This is a genomic window from Streptomyces sp. NPDC006197 (assembly GCF_040613865.1).
In the GTDB taxonomy this organism is placed as follows: Bacteria; Actinomycetota; Actinomycetes; order Streptomycetales; family Streptomycetaceae; genus Streptomyces.
In genome coordinates, this window is record NZ_JBEXSZ010000141.1 from 1 (window position 1) to 21,190 (window position 21,190).

Genomic DNA, 21,190 nt, shown 5'->3' on the forward strand with positions numbered 1-21,190 from the left:
CGGGAGTTCCTGCGAGGCGAAGGCGGAGGCCGAGTAGACCGAGGCGCCGGCCTCCGAGACCATCACCTTGGTCAGCTTCAACTCGGGGTGCTTGGCGAGGAGTTCGGCCGCCAGCTTGTCGGTCTCGCGGGAGGCCGTGCCGTTGCCGATCGCGATCAGCTCGACCGCGTGCTCCTTCGCCAGACGCGCCAGCTTCTCCAGCGCCTGGTCCCACTTGTTGGCGGGGACGTGGGGGTAGATCGTGTCGGTGGCGACGACCTTGCCGGTCGCGTCGACGACGGCGACCTTCACGCCCGTGCGGAAACCGGGGTCGAGCCCCAGCGTCGCCCGGGTGCCGGCCGGCGCGGCGAGCAGCAGGTCCCGCAGGTTCGCCGCGAAGACCCGGACCGCCTCGTCCTCGGCGGCCGTGCGCAGCCGCAGCCGCAGGTCGATCCCGAGGTGCACCAGGATCCGGGTCCGCCAGGCCCAGCGGACCGTGTCCTGGAGCCACTTGTCCCCGGGACGGCCGCGGTCGGCGACGCCGAAGCGGCTCGCGACGATCCCCTCGTACGAGGAGGGCCCCTCCGTGGGCTCCTCCGGCTCCAGCTCCAGGCTGAGGACGTCCTCCTTCTCGCCGCGCAGCATGGCGAGCACGCGGTGCGAGGGCAGCGCCGTGAAGGGCTCGGCGAAGTCGAAGTAGTCGGCGAACTTCGCTCCGGCCTCCTCCTGCCCCTCGCGGACCTTCGCCACGAGCCGGCCGCGGCCCCACATGCGCTCGCGCAGCTCACCGATGAGGTCGGCGTCCTCGGAGAACTTCTCGGCGAGGATCGCCCGCGCGCCCTCCAGGGCCGCGGCGGCGTCCGCGACGCCCTTGCCGGCGTCCACGAAGGCCGCGGCGGCGGCCGCCGGCTCGACGGACGGATCGGCGAGCAGCCCCTCGGCCAGCGGTTCGAGCCCGGCCTCGCGGGCGATCTGGGCCTTCGTCCGGCGCTTCGGCTTGAAGGGCAGGTAGATGTCCTCCAGGCGCGCCTTGGTGTCGGCCGCCCGGATGCTCGCCTCCAGTTCGGCCGTCAGCTTGCCCTGCTCGCGCACCGAGTCGAGGATCGCCGACCGGCGGTCCTCCAGCTCGCGGAGATAGCGCAGCCGCTCCTCCAGGGTGCGCAGCTGCGCGTCGTCGAGCATCTCGGTCGCTTCCTTGCGGTAGCGCGCGATGAACGGCACGGTCGAACCGCCGTCGAGGAGCTCGACGGCTGCCCTCACCTGTCGCTCGCGTACGCCGAGCTCCTCGGCGATCCTTGCTTCGATGGACGTCGTCACGGTGTCCCGACTCGCCTTCTCGTGCCTCAAGCTTGCGAGTGCATTCTGCCGGGTCGGTCACCCGTATGCGGTAACCGACCCGTCCCGCGCGCGTCCCCGTCCCGCCGGGTCAGCCCTTGCCGAGCAGGTCCGCCGGGAAGGCGCCCGCGCCGACCGCCGCGACCAGGAAGCCGCGTCCCAGCTCGGTGAGGCGCTCGATCCCGGCCGCACCGAGGTGCTCGTACGGGGCGGAGTCCAGCCGGTCGGTGTGCTCCTCCAGCTCGGCGCGCAGGGCCGTCCCCGCCTCCGTCAGCTCGCCCTCGGCGTCGAGGAGCCCGCGCTCGCGCAGCCGCTCCCTCGCCGCCTCCCAGTCGGCGCTCCGCCAGCCGCGCGTGCCGAGGATCCAGCGCGGGGACATTCCCTTGCCGGTGGCGGTGTGGGAGGCGAGGGCCTCGACGGGGTCGAGCCCGGCGGCGAGCAGGGCCGAGAGGTGGCCGTCGCCGCGGTGCTCGCGGAGCAGGGTGGCGGCGTACCAGTAGGCGAGGTGGGGCTGCTCGGGCACCGGCAGGTCGGCGTTGGCCGAGTAGAGCGGCCGGGCGTGCCGGGTGCAGGCCTCGGTGGCGCGCAGGGCGAGCTCCGCCGCCTCGGCCATCTCGGGGGAGGTGACGACGTCGTCGCCGAGCAGCCGCCGCAGGGTGGCGTCGGCGGTGCGCAGCCGGGCGTCCAGGACCTGGGCGGGGGAGGCGGTCTCCCAGACGGCCGGGAGGTGCCCGGAGAGGAACTCGTGGTTGTAGTTGTAGAAGGTCGCGGCGACCGTGCCCGCGCCCACCGCGCCGAGGGCGGCACTCCGCGCGGCGAGCCGCATCGCGCTCTGGTCGGCGAAGCCGAGGGCGGTGAACTCCCGGTCCAGGTCCGGCGAGAAGTACAGCGTGGAATGGATCGGGTTGAGGGCGTTGTGGCACTGGCGGCCCGCACGCGGGGGAAGAGCAGTCGTCATGGACCGAACGTTACCGACTGGTCGGTACGACGGGAACAGCCGGACGGCGCCGAGCGGGCGCGGGAGCGTGGAAAGACGGTTCCGCGGCGCCGTGGGCGCCGGAACCCCTCAGGGACGGAGGCGCCGTCCTCGTGGGCCCGCCCTCCCGGCGGCGCGGCCCCGTGCGGGGAGCGCGTGCCCTCAGAGGCCGTACGTGAAGCGGGGCGCGCGGCGCTCCAGGAACGCGGCGACGCCTTCGGCGGTGTCACCGCTGCCGCGTGCCTGCTCCGCCCAGTGGGCGTCCCGGTCCAGACGGCCGTCGGCGAACTCCTTGGCCGCCGCCTGGGTGAGCAGCGAGCGGGAGGCGAGCAGCCGGGCGAACTCGGCCACCCGCTTGTCCAGCGCGCCGGCCGGGTGCAGCTCGTCCACGAACCCGGTCCGCAGGGCCCGCTCCGCCTCCATCAACTCACCGGAGAACAGCAGGTACTTGGCGGTCGAGGGGCCGACCAGGGCGGTGAGTCTGCGGGTTGAGGAGGACGCGTAGACGATGCCGAGCTTCGAGGGCGTGATCCCGAAGCGGGCACCCTCCTCGGCGAAGCGCAGGTCGCAGGCGGCGGCGAGCTGGCTGCCGCCGCCGACGCAGAAGCCCCGCACCGCCGCGACGGTCGGCTTGGGGAAGGCCGCGAGCGCCTCCTCGGCCCGTACCGCGAGGGTCTGCTGCTCGTCCCCGGGCTCCCGCAGCGCCGAGATGTCCGCCCCGGCGCAGAAGGTGTCGCCCTCGCCGGTGAGGACCAGCACCCGGACGGCCGGGTCGGCGGCGAGCCGCTCCAGGACGGCGGGCAGGGCGCGCCACATGCCGGCGCTCATGGCGTTGCGCTTGGCGGGGTTGGAGATGACGACGGTGGCGATCCCGTCCGTGACGCTGTCCTTCAGCTGCGGCTCCATGGGCCGGATGCTATCCGCCGGGCCCGAACGTACGATCAGGAAGGGGTCGCTCCGAGGAGGCAGCGCATGGCCGAGGACGCCCGAGAGACACGAGCCGGCCCCGACCCGGTCCGGGAGATGGCGCGCGAGGGGAAGAAGCTCAGCCGCGGCTTCAGCTGGCTTGCCGCGCTCGGCGTCCTGCTCGTGATCGGCGGCGCCGTCGGCCTGGTCTACACGGGCGTCGCCACCCTGACCTCGATGCTGCTCTTCGGCTGGCTGCTGCTCGTCGGCGGCGTGGTGGGGCTGCTGCAGGCCATCCAGTCGCGCGGCACCAGCTACTTCTGGCTCGCCGTGGTGGTGGCCGCCCTGAACATCGCGGCCGGTGGCGTGGTCATCCGCCACCCGGAGGGCTCGGCGGAGGCGCTGACGATGTTCGCCGCCCTGCTCTTCCTCACCGGCGGACTGTTCCGGCTGGTGGGCAGTGTGGTGGTGCGCGGGCCGCAGTTCGGCTGGACGCTGCTCCAGGGTGCCTTCGGGCTGCTGCTCGGCCTGCTGGTCCTGTTCGACTGGCCGCACAGCAGCCGGTACGTCCTCGGGCTCTTCTTCTCGCTCGCCCTGCTCTTCGACGGGCTGGGCCTGATCGCGATCGGGGTGGGCGGCAGGCGGATCGTCAGTATGGTGACGCCGTCGGAGCCGGCCGGGGGCCCGCCTCCGGAGTCCTCAGAAACCGCACAGGATCAGTCGAACAACTGACGTTGGCATACTCAGCCGATCAGAAGGTGGCCGATAGGTGTCGACTTCTGGTCAGTAGGCCGGTCCGCTCGCGCGTATTGCCAAGACTCGATCCGTGGCGAGAATCGAGCACGAGGGTGGGAACGGGACCGTGGAGACCCACGGGGGTGTCCCCGCCCGGCAACCGTCCTACGAAGGAGTCTGGCGCTTCACCGCTGCAGCGGTCGACGTCTCCGTCCCGCAGGCCCGGCACGCCGTACGCGACCTGCTGGTCCGCCAGGGCGTCCCCGTCCGCGAGGACATCATGGACGGTCTGCTGCTGATCGTCTCCGAGCTGGTGACCAACGCCGTGCGGCACGCGGCGCTGCTCTCCCCGGAGATAGCGGTGGAGGTCGCGATCGGCCCCGAGTGGGTCAGGGTGTCCGTCGAGGACAACCACCCCTACCGTCCCAAGGCCCTGGAGGCGGACTGGGGGCAGACCGGTGGCCGGGGGCTCCTCCTGGTCCGCGAGATCGCCCAGGAGTCCGGCGGCGCCTGCGACGTCGAGCACACCGCGAGCGGCGGGAAGATCATCTGGGCGGCGCTGCCCCTGGGACCCGTCTGACGAGGCCCGCCAGGACCCCGGGACCCGTCCGACGGGGCCCGCCGGTCCGGATCCGGCCACACAAGGCCGGAAGCCCCGGCCCCGATGGCACCGGGGCCGGGAGGCACCCCCGGGGGTCACCAGCCCCCGGAGGGACCCGTCAGCTCCCTGATCGCCGGCCGCGCCGCGTCCAGGACCGTCATGAACCAGGCGGAGAAGGGCGCGGCGGCATGCCGCTCGGCCAGCTCGTCGGCCGTCACGAAGTCGGTGGACTCGATCTCCTCCGGGTCCGGCCGCGGCGCGGCCTGCACAAGACCGACGAAGAGGTGGTTGAACTCCTGCTCCACCAGGCCCGAGGCCGGGTCCGGGTGGTTGTAGCGGACGGTGCCGGCCTCCGCGAGCAGCGTCGGCGAGACGCCCAGCTCCTCGAAGGTCCGCCGGGCCGCCGCGGCGAACGGCGCCTCGCCCGGGTAGGGGTGGCCGCAGCAGGTGTTCGACCAGACGCCGGGGGAGTGGTACTTGCCGAGCGCCCGCCGCTGGAGCAGCAGCCGGCCCGACTCGTCGAAGAGGAAGACGGAGAAGGCGCGGTGGAGCTGCCCCGGCGCCTGGTGTGCGGCGAGCTTCTCCGCGGTGCCGATGGTCCTCCCCTCCTCGTCGACCAGTTCGAGCATGATCGGCGCCGGGGCTCCGGACGGCTGGACACCGTTCGACGTGATCTCCGGCGAGATCTGAGCCGCGGTGGCTGGTGTGGTCGGCATACCCATCCTTCGCATCGGTCCTCGGCCCGGTGGGGCCCCCACAGTGTGCCGTACAAGAGCGGCTTGTCCGCACTCCGGCGTCCGGACGCGGCCGCTCCCACCGCACCGGAGTACAAGCGGTGCGGCGGGAGCGGCGCCCCTTCAGGGGGCGGCTAGACCCCGAAAGCCGCCGGATAGGCGATCGTGCCTGAGGGAACGGGCTCCGAACCGTCCAGGACGAGCGCCATCATCGCCTCGTCCGGAACCTCGAAACCTGGCTTGATTCCATACTCGGACGCCCGTACGAACCCGAACCGGGGGTAGTACCCCGGATGGCCGAGTACGAGCACGAGTCGCTCTCCCCGCAGCCGGGCCGCGTCGAGGACCGCCCGGACGACGGCCTGTCCGGCACCGGCGTTCTGGTGCTCCGGAGCGACCGCGACCGGTGCGAGGGCCGCCGCGGGAACCCCGTTCACATGGCAGCGGGAGATCAGCGCGTGCGCGGCGACCGTGCCGTCCGGGGCCTCCGCCACGTACGACAGGCCCGGCAGCCATGCTCCGGTGTCGGTGCGGAGCGCGTCGACGAGTCCGGCCTCCTCCGGAGTCGGGAAGGCCCCCGTGTTGACCGCCCGCACGGCGGCGGCGTCTCCGTCGCCCTCCGGTCGGGTCTTCCAGCGCGGATCGGCGGCCCGCAGGACGAAGCCGGCGTACCCGTAGTCGGAGCCGTGCTCGCGCCGCAGCGCGATCTCGGCGCGGGCCCCCGCCACCGCCTCGGCCATGCCGGGCACGGTGGTGTCCGCCGCGTCGGCGTGCGCGGAGAGCGGGACGTAGTACTCGTCCCAGTCGCTCTCGGGCTGCGGGACGGTCCCCAGGACGTGGTAACCGGCCGCCACGGCCGCCGCCGCGTTCCCGGCGACGGTGCGGAGGGTGTAGTGCTCCTCCCAGAAGGCGCGGGCCGCCGGGCCCGGCTCCTCGGTGGTCCAGACGCACTCGGTGAGCACCAGCGTGCCCCCGGGGGCCAGGAGCCGGCGCCATTCGGCCAGCGCCCGGTCGAAGCCGAGGACGAAGACCGAGCTCTCCGCCCAGACCAGGTCGAAGGAGCCGTCGGGGAACGGCAGTGCGCGCATGTCGGCGTTCAGGGTGCGGATCGCGCCGTCGAGCCCGCGGGCGGCGGCGGTCTCCCGCAGCTCCGCGAGGAACGGTTCGTGCGTGTCGACGGCGGTCACCTCGGCGCCCGCCTCGGCGGCCAGGAGCAGCGCGGAGCGGCCGGGGCCGCAGCCCAGGTCGAGCACGCGCGGGCGCTCCGGAAGGCGGCCCGAGAGGGCGAGGAGCCGACGCGTGGTGGCGTCGGAGCCGGGGCCCTGCCGCGGCAGGCCGTGGTGCAGGGCGAAGAAGGAGTCGTGCAGGGCGTTGTCGGACAACGTGGAAACCCTTTGGGTGAAAGGGCCCCGGCCGACGACGTGACGTACCGGTGGAAGGACCGGGATCAGGTCAGCCGGAGACCCGGAGGCTGAGGGACGACCGGGCGCTGCCGCACTGGGCAGCCTCCATCGCGACGGTCATCGACCTCAGCTCCTCTCCACACGCGTTCGTGCGGTCAGACTAACAGCGGGGAGCGCTCAGAGGCAGAGCTTCGCCTCGTGCTCCGCGTGCCCGGCCGGCTCCAGCTGGAAGGTGCAGTGCTCCACGTCGAAGTGCGAGCCCAGACAGCCCTGCAGGGCGTGCAGCATCTTCTCGTGCCCGACCGAGTCGAGCGCGTCCTGGTCGACGACCACGTGCGCGGAGAGCACCGGCATCCCCGAGGTGATCGTCCAGGCGTGCAGGTCGTGCACGTCCTCGACGCCCGGCAGGGCCAGGATGTGCGCCCGCACCTCCGCCATGTCGACGCCCTTCGGAGCCGCCTCCAGGAGGACGTCCAGGGTCTCGCGCAGCAGCTTGACCGTGCGCGGCACGATCATCAGACCGATCGCGATCGAGGCGATCGGGTCCGCGTACTGCCAGCCCGTCGCCAGGATGATCGCGGCCGCGACGATCACGGTGACCGAGCCCAGCGCGTCCGCGAGCACCTCCAGGTACGCCCCGCGCACGTTGAGGCTCTCCTTCTGGCCCCGCATGAGCAGCGACAGCGAGATCACGTTGGCCACCAGGCCGATCACCGCGAACGCGATCGCCGGGCCGCCCTTGGTCTCGGCCGGCTCGATGAACCGCTGGACCGCCTCGTACAGCACGTATCCGCCGACGCCGAGCAGCAGCAGACAGTTGGCGAGCGCGGCCAGGATCTCGGCCCGGGCGTACCCGAACGTGCGGTTCCCCGAAGGGGGCCGGTTCGCGAAGTGGATCGCGAGGAGCGCCATCGCGAGGCCGACCGCGTCGGTCGCCATGTGCGCCGCGTCCGCGATCAGGGCGAGCGAGTCGGCGACCAGACCGCCGACGATCTCGATCACCATCACGGAGAGCGTGATGCCGAGTGCGATCCGCAGCCGGCTCTTGTACGCGGCGGCCGCCGTGCCCGTCGGCGGCGGGCCCCCGTGACTGTGCCCGTGATCGTGTCCAGCCCCCATGACAAGGCCTCCCGGTCGTGTCGAGTGTGTGCCCCGATTCGCAAGTGAACTACGGGAGGGGGGTATCCGCAACACGGTACTGAACACCGTTGTCATATGCTCTGACCTGCGACGACACCGGAGCGAGGGCTCGCGCCACCGGCCCCCCGGGACGGGGTTTGTGGGGCGGGCCGCCGATCACCCATGATGATCTCCGCGGAACGCGGCGCACCCGGACGGACACGGACGGTCCCGGGGGCGTCCTGTCGGCGAAGCCTCGGTGAAATCGGGTTCCGTTCATCCGATAGCCTCAGCCGACGTGTCGCCGCCCGGTGCCGGGCCGCACCGCCGCGCCGGGGCCGCCATGGCCCCGCCGGCCCCTCCGTCAGCTCCAAGGAGTGAGTTCGTCTGTCGACCGCCATCCTCACCGGCCCGCCGGCACCCGGATCCTCGCTCGACGGCGATCTGCGGTCGCTCGGCTTCGACGTCCGGATCGCCTCCGGCGCCGAGGAGGCCGGCGCCCTGCTGGCCGCCGTCCCGGCGGGCGAGCGCGTCGCGCTCGTCGACCCCCGGTTCGTCGGTCACCTGCACGCGCTGCGCCTCGCCCTGACCGACCCCCGCTTCCCCGCGGCCGCCGCCCCCGGCGCGCTCACCGCGCAGCGGGAGGCCCGCCCCGCGCTCGCCCGCGCCCTGGAAGCGGTCACCACGACCGCCGGGGCCACCGGCAGCGGCACGCTCACCGACGCGCACGGCCTCACCGACTCGCTCGCCGAGGCCCTCGACGCCGACGGCGTCGCCGTCCACCGGCCCCAGCTCGGCACCCTCGTCGCCACCGTGCCCACCGACGCCGAGGCCCGCCACGAGGCCCGCGCCGCCGTCGACGCCGTCGACGACGAGGCCGTCCGCCTGCGCTCGGCCGTCAAGGCGCACGACGGCTTCTTCACCACCTTCTTCATCAGCCCGTACTCGCGCTACATCGCCCGCTGGTGCGCGCGCCGCGGCCTCACCCCGAACCAGGTCACCACCGCCTCGCTGCTCACCGCGCTGATCGCGGCCGGCTGCGCGGCCACCGGCGTCCGCGGCGGCTACATCGCCGCCGGCGTCCTCCTCATCGTCTCCTTCGTCCTCGACTGCACCGACGGGCAGCTCGCCCGTTACGCGCTCAAGTACTCGACGATGGGTGCCTGGCTCGACGCCACCTTCGACCGGGCCAAGGAGTACGCCTTCTACGCGGGCCTCGCCCTCGGTGCCGCCCGCAACGGCGACGACGTGTGGGCGCTCGCCCTCGGCGCCATGGTCCTCATGACCTGCCGGCACGTGGTGGACTTCTCCTTCAACGAGGCCAACCACGACGCCACGGCCAACACCAGCCCGACCGCGGCCCTCTCCAGCCGGCTCGACAGCGTCGGCTGGACGGTCTGGGTCCGCCGCATGATCATCCTGCCGATCGGCGAGCGCTGGGCGATGATCGCCGTCCTCACCGCCGCCACCACCCCCCGGATCGTCTTCTGGGCGCTGATCATCGGCTGCGCCTTCGGCGCCTGCTACACCGCGGCGGGCCGCGTCCTGCGCTCCCTGACCCGCAAGGCGAAGCGGACGGACCGGGCGGCCCAGGCGCTGGCGGACCTCACCGACTCCGGCCCGATCGCCGAGCTGGTCGCCAGGGCGGGCCGGCGTCCGGGGGTCCGGCCGTTCTTCCGGGCGCCGTCGGTGATCGCGCTGATCGGTGCGGCCCTCATGCTCGTCTTCGCCTGGCTCGACCCGTTCGGCAGCCCCTTCACGGTCATGGCCGCGGTCCTCTACGCGGGCTTCGCCGGCGGCGCCGTCGCCCGCCCCCTCAAGGGCGCCCTCGACTGGCTCGTCCCGCCCGTCTTCCGCGCCGCCGAGTACGGCACGGTCCTGGTCCTCGCCGCCAAGTCCCACGGGGATCACGCGCTCCCCGCCGCATTCGGGCTGGTCGCGGCCGTCGCCTACCATCACTACGACACGGTGTACCGCATCCGCGGAGGCACCGGCGCGCCGCCCGCCTGGCTGGTGCGCGTCACCGGCGGACACGAGGGGCGCACGCTCCTGGTGACCGTCCTCGCCGCCCTGCTGGCGGACCGCGGCGACGACTTCACCCTGGCACTGACCGCGCTCGCGGTCGCCGTCGCGCTGGTGGTGCTCGTGGAGTCCATCCGCTTCTGGGTCTCCTCCGGAGCACCCGCCGTTCACGACGAAGGAGAAACAGCATGATCGGCCTCGTACTGGCAGCCGGTGCCGGACGGCGTCTGCGCCCCTACACCGACACCCTTCCGAAGGCCCTCGTGCCGGTGGACGGTGACACCACCATCCTCGACCTCACGCTGAAGAACTTCGCCGAGATCGGCCTCACCGAGGTCGCGATCGTCGTCGGCTACCGCAAGGAGGCCGTCTACGACCGCAAGGACGCCCTGGAGGCCGAGTACGGCCTCAAGATCACCCTCGTCGACAACGACAAGGCCGAGGAGTGGAACAACGCCTACTCCCTGTGGTGCGCCCGTGAGGTGCTCAAGCGCGGTGTGATCCTCGCCAACGGCGACACCGTCCACCCGGTCTCCGTCGAGAAGACCCTGCTCGCCGCCCGTGGCAACGGCCAGAAGATCATCCTCGCCCTCGACACGGTGAAGAACCTCGCCGACGAGGAGATGAAGGTCATCACCGCCGAGGGCAAGGGCGTCCAGCGCATCACCAAGCTCATGGACCCGGCCACCGCCACCGGCGAGTACATCGGCGTCACCCTCATCGAGGCCGAGGCCGCCGAGGAGCTCGCCGACGCCCTCAAGGCCACCTTCGAGCGCGACCCCGACCTCTACTACGAGGACGGCTACCAGGAGCTCGTCAACCGCGGCTTCACCGTCGACGTGGCCCCCATCGGCGACGTCAAGTGGGTCGAGATCGACAACCACGACGACCTCGCGAAGGGCCGTGAGATCGCGTGCCAGTACTGACCCGGCTGATCCCCTCGCCGGTCGTCGTCGACATCCGCCGGGGAGCGCTGGACGACCTGTCCGCGCTCCTCGCGGACCAGCGGATCTCCAGCAACGGCAAGATCGCCGTCGCCATCAGCGGCGGCTCGGGCCTCAAGCTGCGTGACCACTTCGCCCCCGAGCTGCCCGGCGCCGACTGGTACCCGGTCTCGGGCGGCACGATCGACGAGGCCGTGAAGCTCGCCGACGCCATGCGCGGCAAGCGGTACGACGCCGTGGTCGCCCTCGGCGGCGGCAAGATCATCGACGTGACGAAGTACGCGGCGGCCCGGGTCGGGCTGCCGCTGGTGGCCATCGCCACCAACCTGTCGCACGACGGGATCTGCTCGCCGATCTCCACCCTGGACAACGACAACGGCCGCGGTTCGTACGGCGTCCCCACCCCGATCGCGCTGGTCATCGACCTCGACGTGATCCGGGACGCCCCCGTGCGGTACGTCCGCTCCGGCATCGGCGACGCGATCTCCAACCTCTCCGCCATCGAGGACTGGGAGCTCTCGCACCGCGAGAACGGCGAGCCGGTCGACGGCCTGGCCGCCGCCATGGCCCGCAGCGCCGGCGAGGCCGTGCTCCGCCACCCCGGCGGCGTGGGCGACGACGACTTCCTCGTCACCCTCTCCGAGGGCCTGGTGATGTCCGGCATCGCCATGTCCATCAGCGGCGACAGCCGCCCCTCCTCGGGCGCCTGCCACGAGATCAGCCACGCCTTCGACCTGCTGTTCCCGGCGCGGGCGGCCAGCCACGGCGAGCAGTGCGGCCTCGGCGCGGCCTTCGCGATGCACCTGCGCGGTGCGCGGGACGCCTCCGGCGTGATGGTCGAGACCCTGCGCCGGCACGGGCTGCCCGTCCTGCCGGAGGAGATGGGCTTCACCGCGGACGAGTTCGTCCGGGCGGTGTCCTTCGCCCCGCAGACCCGACCGGGCCGCTACACCATCCTCGAACACCTCGACCTGTCCGACGACGAGATCAGGGACGCGTACGCCGACTATGCCAAAGCCATCGGTAGCTGAGCTCCGCCCGGTCGTCCACCCCCCGGGCGTGAAGGACCGGCGGAGTGGCGAGCACTGGGGCGGCCGCCTCTACATGCGGGAGATCTCGCTCAGGATCACCCGGCAGCTCGTCGGCACCAGGATCACGCCGAACCAGCTGACGTACGTCATGACGCTCGCGGGCGTCCTCGCCGCACCGGCCCTGCTGGTGCCCGGGATCCCGGGGGCGCTGCTCGGCGCGCTCATGGTCCAGCTCTACCTGCTGCTCGACTGCGTCGACGGCGAGGTGGCCCGCTGGAAGAAGCAGTACTCGCTGGCCGGTGTCTACCTGGACCGGGTCGGCGCCTACCTGTGCGACGCGGCCGTCCTCGTCGGCTTCGGACTGCGCGCCGCCGACCTGTGGGGCCCGGGCCGGATCGACTGGCTGTGGGCCTTCCTGGGCACGCTCGCCGCGCTCGGTGCCATCCTGATCAAGGCCGAGACCGACCTCGTCGGCGTCGCCCGCCACCAGGGCGGGCTGCCGCCGGTCAAGGAGGCGGCGTCCGAGCCGCGCTCCTCCGGCATGGCGCTGGCCCGCCGGGCCGCCGCCGCGCTCAAGTTCCACCGGCTCGTCCTCGGCATCGAGGCCTCGCTGCTCGTCGTGGTCCTGGCGATCGCGGACCAGGCCAGGGGAGACCTCTTCTTCTCCCGGCTCGGTGTCGCCGTCCTCGCCGGCATCGCCCTGCTCCAGACCGTGCTGCACCTCGTGTCGATCATGGTCTCCAGCAGGCTGAAGTGAGGCCGGCCGTGAGTACCCCGCTCAGGGTGGGCGCCGTCATCATCACGATGGGCAACCGCCCCGACGACCTGCGCGCGCTCATCGACTCGGTCGCCGCGCAGGAGGGCGACCCGGTCGAGGTCGTCGTCGTCGGTCAGGGCACCCCGGTCACCGGGGTGCCCGACTGGGTGCGGACCGTCGACCTGCCCGAGAACCTCGGCATCCCCGGCGGGCGGAACGTCGGCATCGAGGCCTTCGGCCCCGGCGGCACCGACGTCGACGTCCTCCTCTTCCTCGACGACGACGGGCTGCTCGCCCACCGGGACACCGCCGAGCTGGTCCGGCAGGCCTTCACCGCCGACCCGCGCCTCGGCATCATCAGCTTCCGGATCGCCGATCCGGAGACCGGGGCCACCCAGCGCCGGCACGTGCCGCGGCTCCGCGCGGCCGACCCGATGCGCTCCTCGCGGGTGACCACCTTCCTCGGCGGCGCCAACGCCGTCCGCACCAAGGTCTTCGCCGAAGTCGGCGGTCTGCCGGACGAGTTCTTCTACGCGCACGAGGAGACCGACCTCGCCTGGCGCGCGCTCGACGCCGACTGGATGATCGACTACCGTTCCGACATGGTGCTGCTGCACCCCACCACAGCCCCGTCCCGGCACGCCTCGTACCACTTCAACGTGGCCCGCAACCGAGTGTGGCTGGCACGTCGCAATCTGCCCGCGCCCCTGGTGCCGGTCTATCTCGGCGTCTGGCTCCTGCTCACGCTGGCCCGGCGGCCCTCGCTCCCCGCGCTGAAGGCGTGGCTCGGCGGATTCCGCGCGGGCTGGACGACCCCCTGCGGACCGCGCCGCCCCATGAGGTGGCGTACGGTGTGGCGCCTGACCCGGCTGGGTCGCCCCCCGGTCGTCTGACATCGTGGTACTCCACACGTGCCGCGCATCTTGAACACGAAAGTTTCGACTGTGAGTGACACACACCTGGGCGGGGCGGTGGCGACGAGCGCGCCTCCGTCCTCCGTCGACGAGGGCCTGGAGCCGGCCGCCCTCGCCGCGAAGTACGGCCTCGCCGTCAGCGGCGCCCGGCCCGGCCTGTTCGAGTACGTCCGCGATCTGTGGAGCCGTCGCCACTTCATCCTGGCCTTCTCCTCGGCGAAGCTGACCGCCCAGTACAGCCAGGCGAAGCTGGGCCAGGTGTGGCAGGTGGCGACCCCGCTGCTGAACGCCCTGGTGTACTACCTGATCTTCGGGCTGATCCTCGGGGCCGGAAAGGGCCTGAGCAAGGACGTCTACATCCCGTTCCTGGTCACCGGCATCTTCGTGTTCACCTTCACCCAGAACTCGGTGATGGCGGGCGTCCGGGCCATCTCGGGCAACCTCGGCCTGGTCCGGGCCCTGCACTTCCCGCGCGCCACGCTGCCCATCTCCTTCTCGCTCCAGCAGCTCCAGCAGCTGCTGTTCTCGATGATCGTGCTCGTGGCGGTCGCGCTCTCCTTCGGCAGCTACCCCTCGCTCCGCTGGCTGCTGCTGGTCCCGGCGCTGCTCCTGCAGTTCGTGTTCAACATCGGACTGGCTCTGATCATGGCCAGGATGGGCGCCAAGACGCCCGACCTCGCCCAGCTGATGCCGTTCGTCATGCGGACCTGGATGTACGCGTCCGGTGTGATGTTCTCGATCCAGGCCATGCTGGCGGACAAGCCGGCGTGGATCGCCGACGTCCTCATGTACAACCCGGCGGCGGTCTACATGGACCTCATCCGCTACTCCCTCATCGAGGGCTACGGCGCCGAGAACCTGCCGTCGCACGTCTGGATGACCGCCCTCGGCTGGGCCCTGGTCTTCGGCATCGGCGGTTTCGTCTACTTCTGGAAGGCCGAGGAGAGGTACGGCCGTGGCTGACACGAACCAGGACCGCGTCCCCACCGTCATCTGCGACGACGTCCACATCGTCTACCGGGTCCACACCGGGGGCGGGGGCAAGGGCAGCGCCACGGCGGCGCTCAGCCGGATCGTCGGCCGGGGCAAGGCCGAGGTCTCCCGGGGCGTCCGCAAGGTCCACGCCGTCCGCGGCGTCACCTTCACCGCCTACCGGGGCGAGGCCATCGGCCTCATCGGCACCAACGGCTCCGGCAAGTCCACGCTCCTGCGTGCCATCGCCGGCCTGCTCCCCACCGAGAGCGGCAAGGTCTACACCGACGGCCAGCCCTCGCTCCTGGGCGTCAACGCGGCCCTCATGAACGACCTCACCGGCGAGCGCAACGTGATCCTGGGCGGCCTCGCCATGGGCATGAGCCGCGAGGAGGTGCGCTCCCGCTACGAGGACATCGTCGACTTCTCCGGCATCAACGAGAAGGGCGACTTCATCAGCCTCCCCATGCGAACGTACTCCTCCGGCATGGGCGCCCGGCTCCGTTTCGCCATCGCGGCGGCCAAGAACCACGACGTCCTCCTCATCGACGAGGCGCTCGCGACCGGTGACCGCAAGTTCCAGATCCGCTCCGAGGAGCGCATCCGCGAGCTCCGCAAGGAGGCCGGCACGGTCTTCCTGGTGAGCCACAGCAACAAGTCCATCCGGGACACCTGTGACCGGGTGCTCTGGCTGGAGAAGGGGCAGCTCCTGATGGACGGCCCCACCGAGGAGGTCCTCAAGGCGTACGAGCGCGAGACCGCGCGCTGAGACCTGCCGCCCGAGAGCTCCTGCCGGATTCACTTCATCCGGTAGGAGCTCTTCCGGTTTCTGCGCGTCGTGCCCCCACCTGGAATGTTCATGCGGTTAACTTCGGGCAGGATGAGTCCATGGCAGCGACCTCGGCGGGAAAGACCTACCACCACGGCGACCTGCGCAACGCGCTGATCTGCGCGGCCGTCGACCTCGCCGGCGAAGGCGGCCCCGAGCGGGTCGTCCTGCGCGAGGCGGCCCGCCGGGTCGGCGTCTCGCCCACCGCCGCCTACCGGCACTTCGACGGGCGCGGCGAACTCCTCCGTGCCGTACGGACCCATGCCCGGCGGGAGCTCGCCGCCGCCATGGAGCGGGCTGCCGCCCGCGAGCCCGGCGCCGACGACCCCGGCCTCGCCGCCGAGCGCCGGGTCACCGCCCTCTGCCGGGGATACGTCGGCTTCGCCGTGGAGCAGCCCGGCCTCTACCGGGCCGCGTTCTGCGTCCCCCGCCCCGCCGCCGCGGACGAGCCCGTGCCCGCCCGGCCGTCCGCCGAGCCCGAGATCCGCGCGTTCGCCCTGCTCAGGGAGGCGCTCGAAGCGCTCACCCGGCAGGGCACCGCACGGCCCGGCGTCCGTCCCGCCACCGCCGCCGCGGCGTGGTCGGCCGTGCACGGACTGTCACTCCTCCTGGTCGACGGGCCCCTTCGCCGTCTCTCCGCACAGGGTCGCAGCGTCGTCGTCGAGGCGACCCTCGCGATGGTGGTCTCCGGGGCGTCCGCCGACTGACTCCGAACTTCCTTGCGGATCAGGTGCGTTGACGGCCGACGCGAACCCCGTACGGGTGAGGCGCGCGACGTCCGCCACCCCGGAATGGCGAAGGTCGTCGTACAACGTAAGCTGGACCGGTCTGTTTCGCGGCAAGTGGGGCGATACCCGCGGCCATCGGGTCCGCGGGTGGCGGACCTACGGGCAGGGGTCGGCGGCGTGTCCGAAATAGGATGGATTGGATCGGCAGTGTAGAACGGGAGACGTGACGGCCATGACGCAGAATCTCCAGCTCCACGAGGGTCTCGCCGTCCCTCCGTCAGGAAGCGCCCAGTGACGGAGACCCGGCAGGCGCGCACCGACGCCTCCTCGCGCACCACACTCGGCAAGGCCGCGGACGAGAACTTCCCCGTGGCCCCCTTCTTCCTGCCCCGCGCCTGGCGCGACGACCTCATGGCCGTCTACGGATTCGCCCGGCTCGTCGACGACATCGGGGACGGCGACCTCGCCCCCGGCGCCGCCGACGCCCGCCACCTCGGCGTCGGCCCCGAGGCCGCGGACGACCGGGTCGCCCTCCTCGACGCCCTGCAGGCCGACCTCCGGCGGGTCTTCGACTCCACCCCGCACCACCCCCTGCTGCGCGCCCTCCAGCCGACCGTCCGGCGCCGCGGACTCACCCCCGCGCCCTTCCTCGGCCTGATCGCCGCCAACCGGCAGGACCAGCTGGTCCGCCGCTACGAGACGTACGACGACCTCCTCGCGTACTGCGAGCTCTCCGCCAACCCCGTCGGCCGGCTCGTCCTCGCCCTCACCGGCACCGACACCCCCGAGCGGATCCGGCGCTCCGACGAGATCTGCACCGCCCTGCAGATCGTCGAGCACCTCCAGGACGTCGCCGAGGACCTCGCCCGCGACCGGATCTACCTGCCCGCCGAGGACCTGAGGCGCTTCCACGTCACCGAGCGCGACCTCGCCGCGCCCACCGCGGGCGCCTCCGTGCGGGCCCTGATCGCCTTCGAGGCCGAGCGGGCCCGCGCGCTCCTCCACGCGGGCGCCCCGCTCGTCGGCAGCGTCCACGGACGGCTCCGCCTCCTCCTCGCCGGCTTCACCGGCGGAGGACTCGCGGCGCTCGACGCGATCACCGACGCCGGGTACGACGTGCTGACCGGCCCACCGAAGGCCACCAAGCCGAGCCTGATGCGCCAGGCGGGAGCGGTTCTGCTCCGGGCGCGGAGAGAGGGGTGAGCACGACGGTGGAGGCCCAGCACCAGCCGTCCGCACCGGTCCAGGCCGCCTACAGCTACTGCGAGGCGGTCACCGGACAGCAGGCCCGCAACTTCGCCTACGGGATCCGGCTGCTCCCGGCCGAGAAGCGACAGGCGATGTCCGCGCTGTACGCCTTCTCGCGGCGCGTCGACGACATCGGCGACGGCACGCTCGCGCCCGAGGACAAGCGGGAACGGCTCGAAGCCACCCGCGACGTCCTCGACCGCATCCGCAAGGGCCTGGTCGAGGAGGACGACACCGACCCCGTCGCCGTCGCCCTCGCCGACTCCGCCCGCCGCTTCCCGATCCCGCTCGACGGCCTCGACGAGCTCATCGACGGCGTCCTCATGGACGTGCGCGGCGCGACCTACGAGACCTGGGGCGACCTCAAGGTCTACTGCCGCTGCGTCGCCGGCGCGATCGGCCGGCTCTCCCTCGGCGTCTTCGGCACCCAGCCCGGCGCCCAGGGCGCCGACCGGGCACCCGAGTACGCCGACACCCTGGGCCTCGCGCTCCAACTCACCAACATCCTCAGGGACGTACGCGAGGACGCCGGGAACGGGCGCACCTACCTGCCCGCCGACGACCTCGCCAAGTTCGGCTGCGGAGACGGCTTCGGCAGCGGGACCCCGGCACCCGGGGCCGACTTCGCCGGCCTCGTCCACTTCGAAGTGCGACGCGCCCGCGCCCTGTTCGCCGAGGGCTACCGGCTCCTCCCGATGCTCGACCGGCGCAGCGGCGCCTGCGTCGCCGCCATGGCCGGCATCTACCGGCGGCTCCTCGACCGGATCGAGCGCGACCCCGAGGCCGTCCTGCGCGGCCGCGTCTCGCTGCCGGGCCGCGAGAAGGCGTACGTCGCGGTGCGCGGCCTCTCCGGCCTCGACACCCGCAACATCGCCCGGCGCACCGTCAGGAGGCGTGCCTGATGCGCCCCTGCGCCCCCGCCCTCCGGGCAACCCCGGGCGCCGCCCCGGCGTCCCTGCCCGAGGCACCCCCGAACCCGACCGCGACGACGACCCGAACGGAGGCCGCGTGACCCCCGAAGGAACCGAACGCAACACCCCGCCGGGCACGCCCACGGCGGCCGCCGAACCTACCTCCGGCACCGGCCCGACCTCGCGCCCCGAACCGGACACGAGCGCCACACCGGCCCCCGGCACCGACCGGGCTTCCGGCGCCGACCGGGCCTCTGGCACCGGGTCGGTCGCTCGTGCCGGGTCGGGCGCGAGCGCCGCAGGGGCCTCGGGCACGGACAGGGCCTCGGGCACGGACAGGGCGTCCGGTGCCGATCGGGTCTCCGGTGCCGGGGCGGTCCTTCGATCCGGGTCGGGTGCGGGTGCTTCCGGCGGGTTCGGGAGCGGCGGGGGGGCGCAGCCCCGGGCCGTCGTCGTCGGGGGCGGGCTCGCCGGGATCACCGCCGCGCTCCGGCTCGCCGAGGGCGGCGTCCACGTCACCCTGCTCGAAGGCCGGCCCCGGCTCGGCGGCCTCGCCTTCTCCTTCCGCCGGGGCGACCTGACCGTCGACAACGGCCAGCACGTCTACCTGCGCTGCTGCACCGCCTACCGCTGGTTCCTCGACCGGGTCGACGGCGCCCGGCTCGCCCCCCTCCAGGACCGCCTCGACGTCCCCGTCCTCGACGTCGGGCACCCCCGCGGCCCCCGGCTCGGCCGGATCCGCCGCGACGACCTCCCCGTACCGCTGCACCTCGCGCGCAGCCTCGCCACGTACCCGCACCTCTCCCTCGCCGAGCGCGCCTCCGTCGGCCGGGCCGCGCTCGCCCTGAAGAAGCTCGACCCCGCCGACCCGGCGCTCGACGGCATCGACTTCGCCACCTGGCTCGGCCGGCACGGACAGTCCCCGCGGGCCGTCGAGGCCCTCTGGGACCTCGTCGGCATCCCCACCCTCAACGCCCCCGCCCCCCAGGCCTCCATGGGGCTCGCCGCGATGGTCTTCAAGACCGGGCTCCTCTCCGAGCCCGGCGCCGCCGACATCGGCTGGGCCCACGTCCCGCTCGGCGAACTCCACGACACCCGGGCCGCGAAGGAGCTCGACGCCCTCGGCGTCCGCACCCTGCTCCGCACCAAGGCCGAGCGGATCTCCCGTACCGACGACGGACGTTGGACCGTCGACGTACCGGGGGAGCGGATCGAGGCCGACGCCGTCGTCCTCGCCGTCCCGCAGCAGGAGACCCACGGCCTGCTCCCCGAAGGCGCCCTCGACGACCCCGACCGGCTCCTCGACATCGCCACCGCCCCCATCCTCAACCTGCACGTCGTCTACGACCGCAAGGTGCTGAAGCAGCCCTTCTTCACCACGCTCGGCTCCCCGGTGCAGTGGGTCTTCGACCGCACCGACTCCTCAGGACTCCTGAGGGGCGGGCCCGAAGGGCCCTCGGACAAGGGTGGTGGTGGGCGACGGGTGGGCCAGTACCTCGCCGTCTCCCAGTCCGCCGCCCAGGACGAGATCGACGAACCCGTCGCCGCCCTGCGCGCGAAGTACCTCCCCGAGCTGGAGCGGCTCCTGCCCGCCGCCCGCGGCGCCGGGATCCGCGACTTCTTCGTCACCAGGGAGCGGACGGCCACGTTCGCCCCCACCCCGGGCGTCGGCCGGCTCCGGCCCGGCGCCCGCACCAGGGCCCCGGGGCTGTACCTGGCCGGGGCCTGGACCGCCACCGGCTGGCCCGCGACCATGGAGGGTGCCGTCCGCAGCGGATTCAGCGCCGCGGGCGCCGCGCTCTCCGCCCTCGGCCGCCGCCATGACCATCCGCTGCAGGAGGCGGTATGAGTGTGAGTACCGGAACAAGAGGAGAGACCGTGCCGACAGCGCAGCCGGGGCATCCGGCCGTCGACACCGCGGACGTGTCCGCACTGCTGGAGCGGGGGCGGACCCTGTCCACCCCCGTACTGCGGGCGGCCGTCGACCGCCTCGCGCCGCCCATGGACACCGTGGCCGCCTACCACTTCGGCTGGATCGACGCCCAGGGCAACCCCACGGACGCCGACAGCGGCAAGGCCGTCCGCCCGGCGCTCGCCCTGCTGTCGGCCGAGGCCGCGGGCGCCGCGCCCGAGGTCGGGATCCCCGGCGCCGTCGCCGTGGAGCTCGTGCACAACTTCTCGCTGCTCCACGACGACCTGATGGACGGCGACGAGCAGCGCCGCCACCGCGACACGGTGTGGAAGGTGCACGGCCCCGCGCAGGCGATCCTCGTCGGCGACGCCCTCTTCGCGCTGGCCAACGAGATCCTGCTCGAACTCGGCACCGTCGAGGCCGGCCGCGCCACCCGCCGGCTGACCACGGCCAGCCGCAAGCTCATCGACGGGCAGGCCCAGGACATCTCCTACGAGCACCGCGAGCGGGTCACCGTCGAGGAGTGCCTGGAGATGGAGGGCAACAAGACGGGCGCCCTGCTCGCCTGCGCGGTCTCCATCGGCGCCGTCCTCGGCGGGGCCGACGACCGCACCGCCGACAAGCTGGAGGAGTACGGCTACCACCTCGGCCTCGCCTTCCAGGCCGTCGACGACCTGCTCGGCATCTGGGGCGACCCGGAGGCCACCGGCAAGCAGACCTGGAGCGACCTGCGCCAGCGCAAGAAGTCCCTCCCGGTCGTCGCCGCCCTCGCCGCGGGCGGCCCGGCCTCCGAGCGGCTCGGCGAGCTGCTCGCCGCGGACGCCAAGTCCATCGACTTCGACACCTTCTCCGAGGAGGAGTTCGCCGCCCGCGCGGCCCTCATCGAGGAGGCCGGAGGACGCGAGTGGACCTCCCAGGAGGCCCGCCGCCAGCACGCCGTCGCGATCGAGGCCCTGAACGAGGTGGACATGCCAGCCCGCGTGCGGGCGCAGCTCACCGCACTGGCCGATTTCGTGGTCGTACGGAAGAGATGATCACCATCACCCTGATATGAGTTCGCGGTTCCCGCTCGCGGTCATCGTCTACAGGCCGGAACTCGACGCCTGGGAACCGGGCGCCCACGCCGGCACCTTC

At 72.8% G+C, this 21,190-nt stretch carries 20 protein-coding genes; 14 read left to right on the forward strand and 6 right to left on the reverse strand.

From position 1 onward, the window contains the following. The 3 genes from ABZ318_RS31810 to ABZ318_RS31820 all read right to left on the reverse strand — a co-directional run. Nucleotides 1–1,296: Tex-like N-terminal domain-containing protein (locus tag ABZ318_RS31810; protein WP_356905903.1), on the reverse strand; the 1,296-nt coding region annotated here is incomplete at its 3' end. 109 nt (nucleotides 1,297–1,405) lie between these two features. Next, nucleotides 1,406–2,272 (reverse strand): hypothetical protein, encoded by an 867-nt coding sequence (locus ABZ318_RS31815; protein ID WP_356905904.1) that lies wholly within the window; start codon nucleotides 2,270–2,272, stop codon nucleotides 1,406–1,408. Between the two features lie 180 nt (nucleotides 2,273–2,452). Further along, a complete protein-coding gene (locus ABZ318_RS31820) occupies nucleotides 2,453–3,196 on the reverse strand; it encodes an enoyl-CoA hydratase/isomerase family protein (protein WP_356905905.1) in 744 nt (247 codons plus the stop codon). A 66-nt stretch (nucleotides 3,197–3,262) separates the two neighbouring features. Here ABZ318_RS31820 and ABZ318_RS31825 point away from each other — a divergent pair, with 66 nt between their 5' ends. Then, nucleotides 3,263–3,928 (forward strand): DUF308 domain-containing protein, encoded by a 666-nt coding sequence (locus ABZ318_RS31825; protein ID WP_356905906.1) that lies wholly within the window; start codon nucleotides 3,263–3,265, stop codon nucleotides 3,926–3,928. Nucleotides 3,929–4,058: 130 nt separating this feature from the next. Continuing rightward, nucleotides 4,059–4,511, forward strand: coding sequence for an ATP-binding protein (locus tag ABZ318_RS31830; RefSeq protein ID WP_356905918.1), 453 nt, complete (start codon nucleotides 4,059–4,061; stop codon nucleotides 4,509–4,511). A gap of 116 nt (nucleotides 4,512–4,627) precedes the next feature. Here the strand turns inward: ABZ318_RS31830 and idi are convergent, their stop codons facing one another. The 3 genes from idi to ABZ318_RS31845 form a co-directional block, all read right to left on the reverse strand. Next, nucleotides 4,628–5,248, reverse strand: a complete 621-nt coding sequence (idi, locus tag ABZ318_RS31835) for an isopentenyl-diphosphate Delta-isomerase (protein WP_356905907.1) — start codon at nucleotides 5,246–5,248, stop codon at nucleotides 4,628–4,630. Between the two features lie 152 nt (nucleotides 5,249–5,400). After that, nucleotides 5,401–6,648, reverse strand: a complete 1,248-nt coding sequence (locus ABZ318_RS31840) for a bifunctional class I SAM-dependent methyltransferase/N-acetyltransferase (protein WP_356905908.1) — start codon at nucleotides 6,646–6,648, stop codon at nucleotides 5,401–5,403. A 198-nt stretch (nucleotides 6,649–6,846) separates the two neighbouring features. Continuing rightward, nucleotides 6,847–7,788, reverse strand: a complete 942-nt coding sequence (locus tag ABZ318_RS31845; protein WP_356905909.1) for a cation diffusion facilitator family transporter — start codon at nucleotides 7,786–7,788, stop codon at nucleotides 6,847–6,849. A gap of 387 nt (nucleotides 7,789–8,175) precedes the next feature. Here ABZ318_RS31845 and ABZ318_RS31850 point away from each other — a divergent pair, with 387 nt between their 5' ends. The 12 genes from ABZ318_RS31850 (at nucleotide 8,176) to ABZ318_RS31905 (ending at nucleotide 21,090) form a co-directional block, all read left to right on the forward strand. Continuing rightward, a complete protein-coding gene (locus tag ABZ318_RS31850) occupies nucleotides 8,176–10,002 on the forward strand; it encodes a DUF5941 domain-containing protein (RefSeq protein WP_356905919.1) in 1,827 nt (608 codons plus the stop codon). Further along, complete coding sequence (locus ABZ318_RS31855; RefSeq protein WP_093873165.1) at nucleotides 9,999–10,736, forward strand: phosphocholine cytidylyltransferase family protein; 738 nt, start codon at nucleotides 9,999–10,001, stop codon at nucleotides 10,734–10,736. Before ABZ318_RS31850 ends, ABZ318_RS31855 begins: the two co-directional genes overlap by 4 nt. Beyond that, nucleotides 10,724–11,785 (forward strand): iron-containing alcohol dehydrogenase family protein, encoded by a 1,062-nt coding sequence (locus ABZ318_RS31860; protein ID WP_356905910.1) that lies wholly within the window; start codon nucleotides 10,724–10,726, stop codon nucleotides 11,783–11,785. The genes ABZ318_RS31855 and ABZ318_RS31860 overlap by 13 nt, the downstream gene beginning before the upstream one ends. After that, nucleotides 11,763–12,542: a CDP-alcohol phosphatidyltransferase family protein gene (locus tag ABZ318_RS31865; protein ID WP_356905911.1), complete on the forward strand. Its 780-nt coding sequence runs from the start codon at nucleotides 11,763–11,765 to the stop codon at nucleotides 12,540–12,542. Before ABZ318_RS31860 ends, ABZ318_RS31865 begins: the two co-directional genes overlap by 23 nt. A gap of 47 nt (nucleotides 12,543–12,589) precedes the next feature. Further along, complete coding sequence (locus tag ABZ318_RS31870; RefSeq protein ID WP_356905920.1) at nucleotides 12,590–13,435, forward strand: glycosyltransferase; 846 nt, start codon at nucleotides 12,590–12,592, stop codon at nucleotides 13,433–13,435. Nucleotides 13,436–13,486: 51 nt separating this feature from the next. Next, entirely contained in the window at nucleotides 13,487–14,419 is a 933-nt protein-coding gene (locus ABZ318_RS31875) for an ABC transporter permease (protein WP_356905912.1), read from the forward strand. Next, a complete protein-coding gene (locus tag ABZ318_RS31880) occupies nucleotides 14,412–15,197 on the forward strand; it encodes an ABC transporter ATP-binding protein (protein WP_356905913.1) in 786 nt (261 codons plus the stop codon). The genes ABZ318_RS31875 and ABZ318_RS31880 overlap by 8 nt, the downstream gene beginning before the upstream one ends. Nucleotides 15,198–15,316: 119 nt before the next feature. Further along, nucleotides 15,317–15,964, forward strand: a complete 648-nt coding sequence (locus ABZ318_RS31885; protein WP_356905914.1) for a TetR/AcrR family transcriptional regulator — start codon at nucleotides 15,317–15,319, stop codon at nucleotides 15,962–15,964. A gap of 312 nt (nucleotides 15,965–16,276) precedes the next feature. Then, the gene (gene hpnC, locus ABZ318_RS31890) at nucleotides 16,277–17,188 is read left to right on the forward strand and encodes a squalene synthase HpnC (RefSeq protein WP_356905915.1); all 912 of its coding nucleotides are present in this window, start codon (nucleotides 16,277–16,279) and stop codon (nucleotides 17,186–17,188) included. Beyond that, the gene (hpnD, locus tag ABZ318_RS31895) at nucleotides 17,185–18,135 is read left to right on the forward strand and encodes a presqualene diphosphate synthase HpnD (protein ID WP_356905916.1); all 951 of its coding nucleotides are present in this window, start codon (nucleotides 17,185–17,187) and stop codon (nucleotides 18,133–18,135) included. The genes hpnC and hpnD overlap by 4 nt, the downstream gene beginning before the upstream one ends. Nucleotides 18,136–18,619: 484 nt before the next feature. Further along, nucleotides 18,620–19,993: a hydroxysqualene dehydroxylase HpnE gene (gene hpnE / locus ABZ318_RS31900; protein ID WP_356905921.1), complete on the forward strand. Its 1,374-nt coding sequence runs from the start codon at nucleotides 18,620–18,622 to the stop codon at nucleotides 19,991–19,993. After that, complete coding sequence (locus tag ABZ318_RS31905) at nucleotides 19,990–21,090, forward strand: polyprenyl synthetase family protein (protein WP_356905917.1); 1,101 nt, start codon at nucleotides 19,990–19,992, stop codon at nucleotides 21,088–21,090. The genes hpnE and ABZ318_RS31905 overlap by 4 nt, the downstream gene beginning before the upstream one ends. Nucleotides 21,091–21,190: the final 100 nt, after the last annotated feature.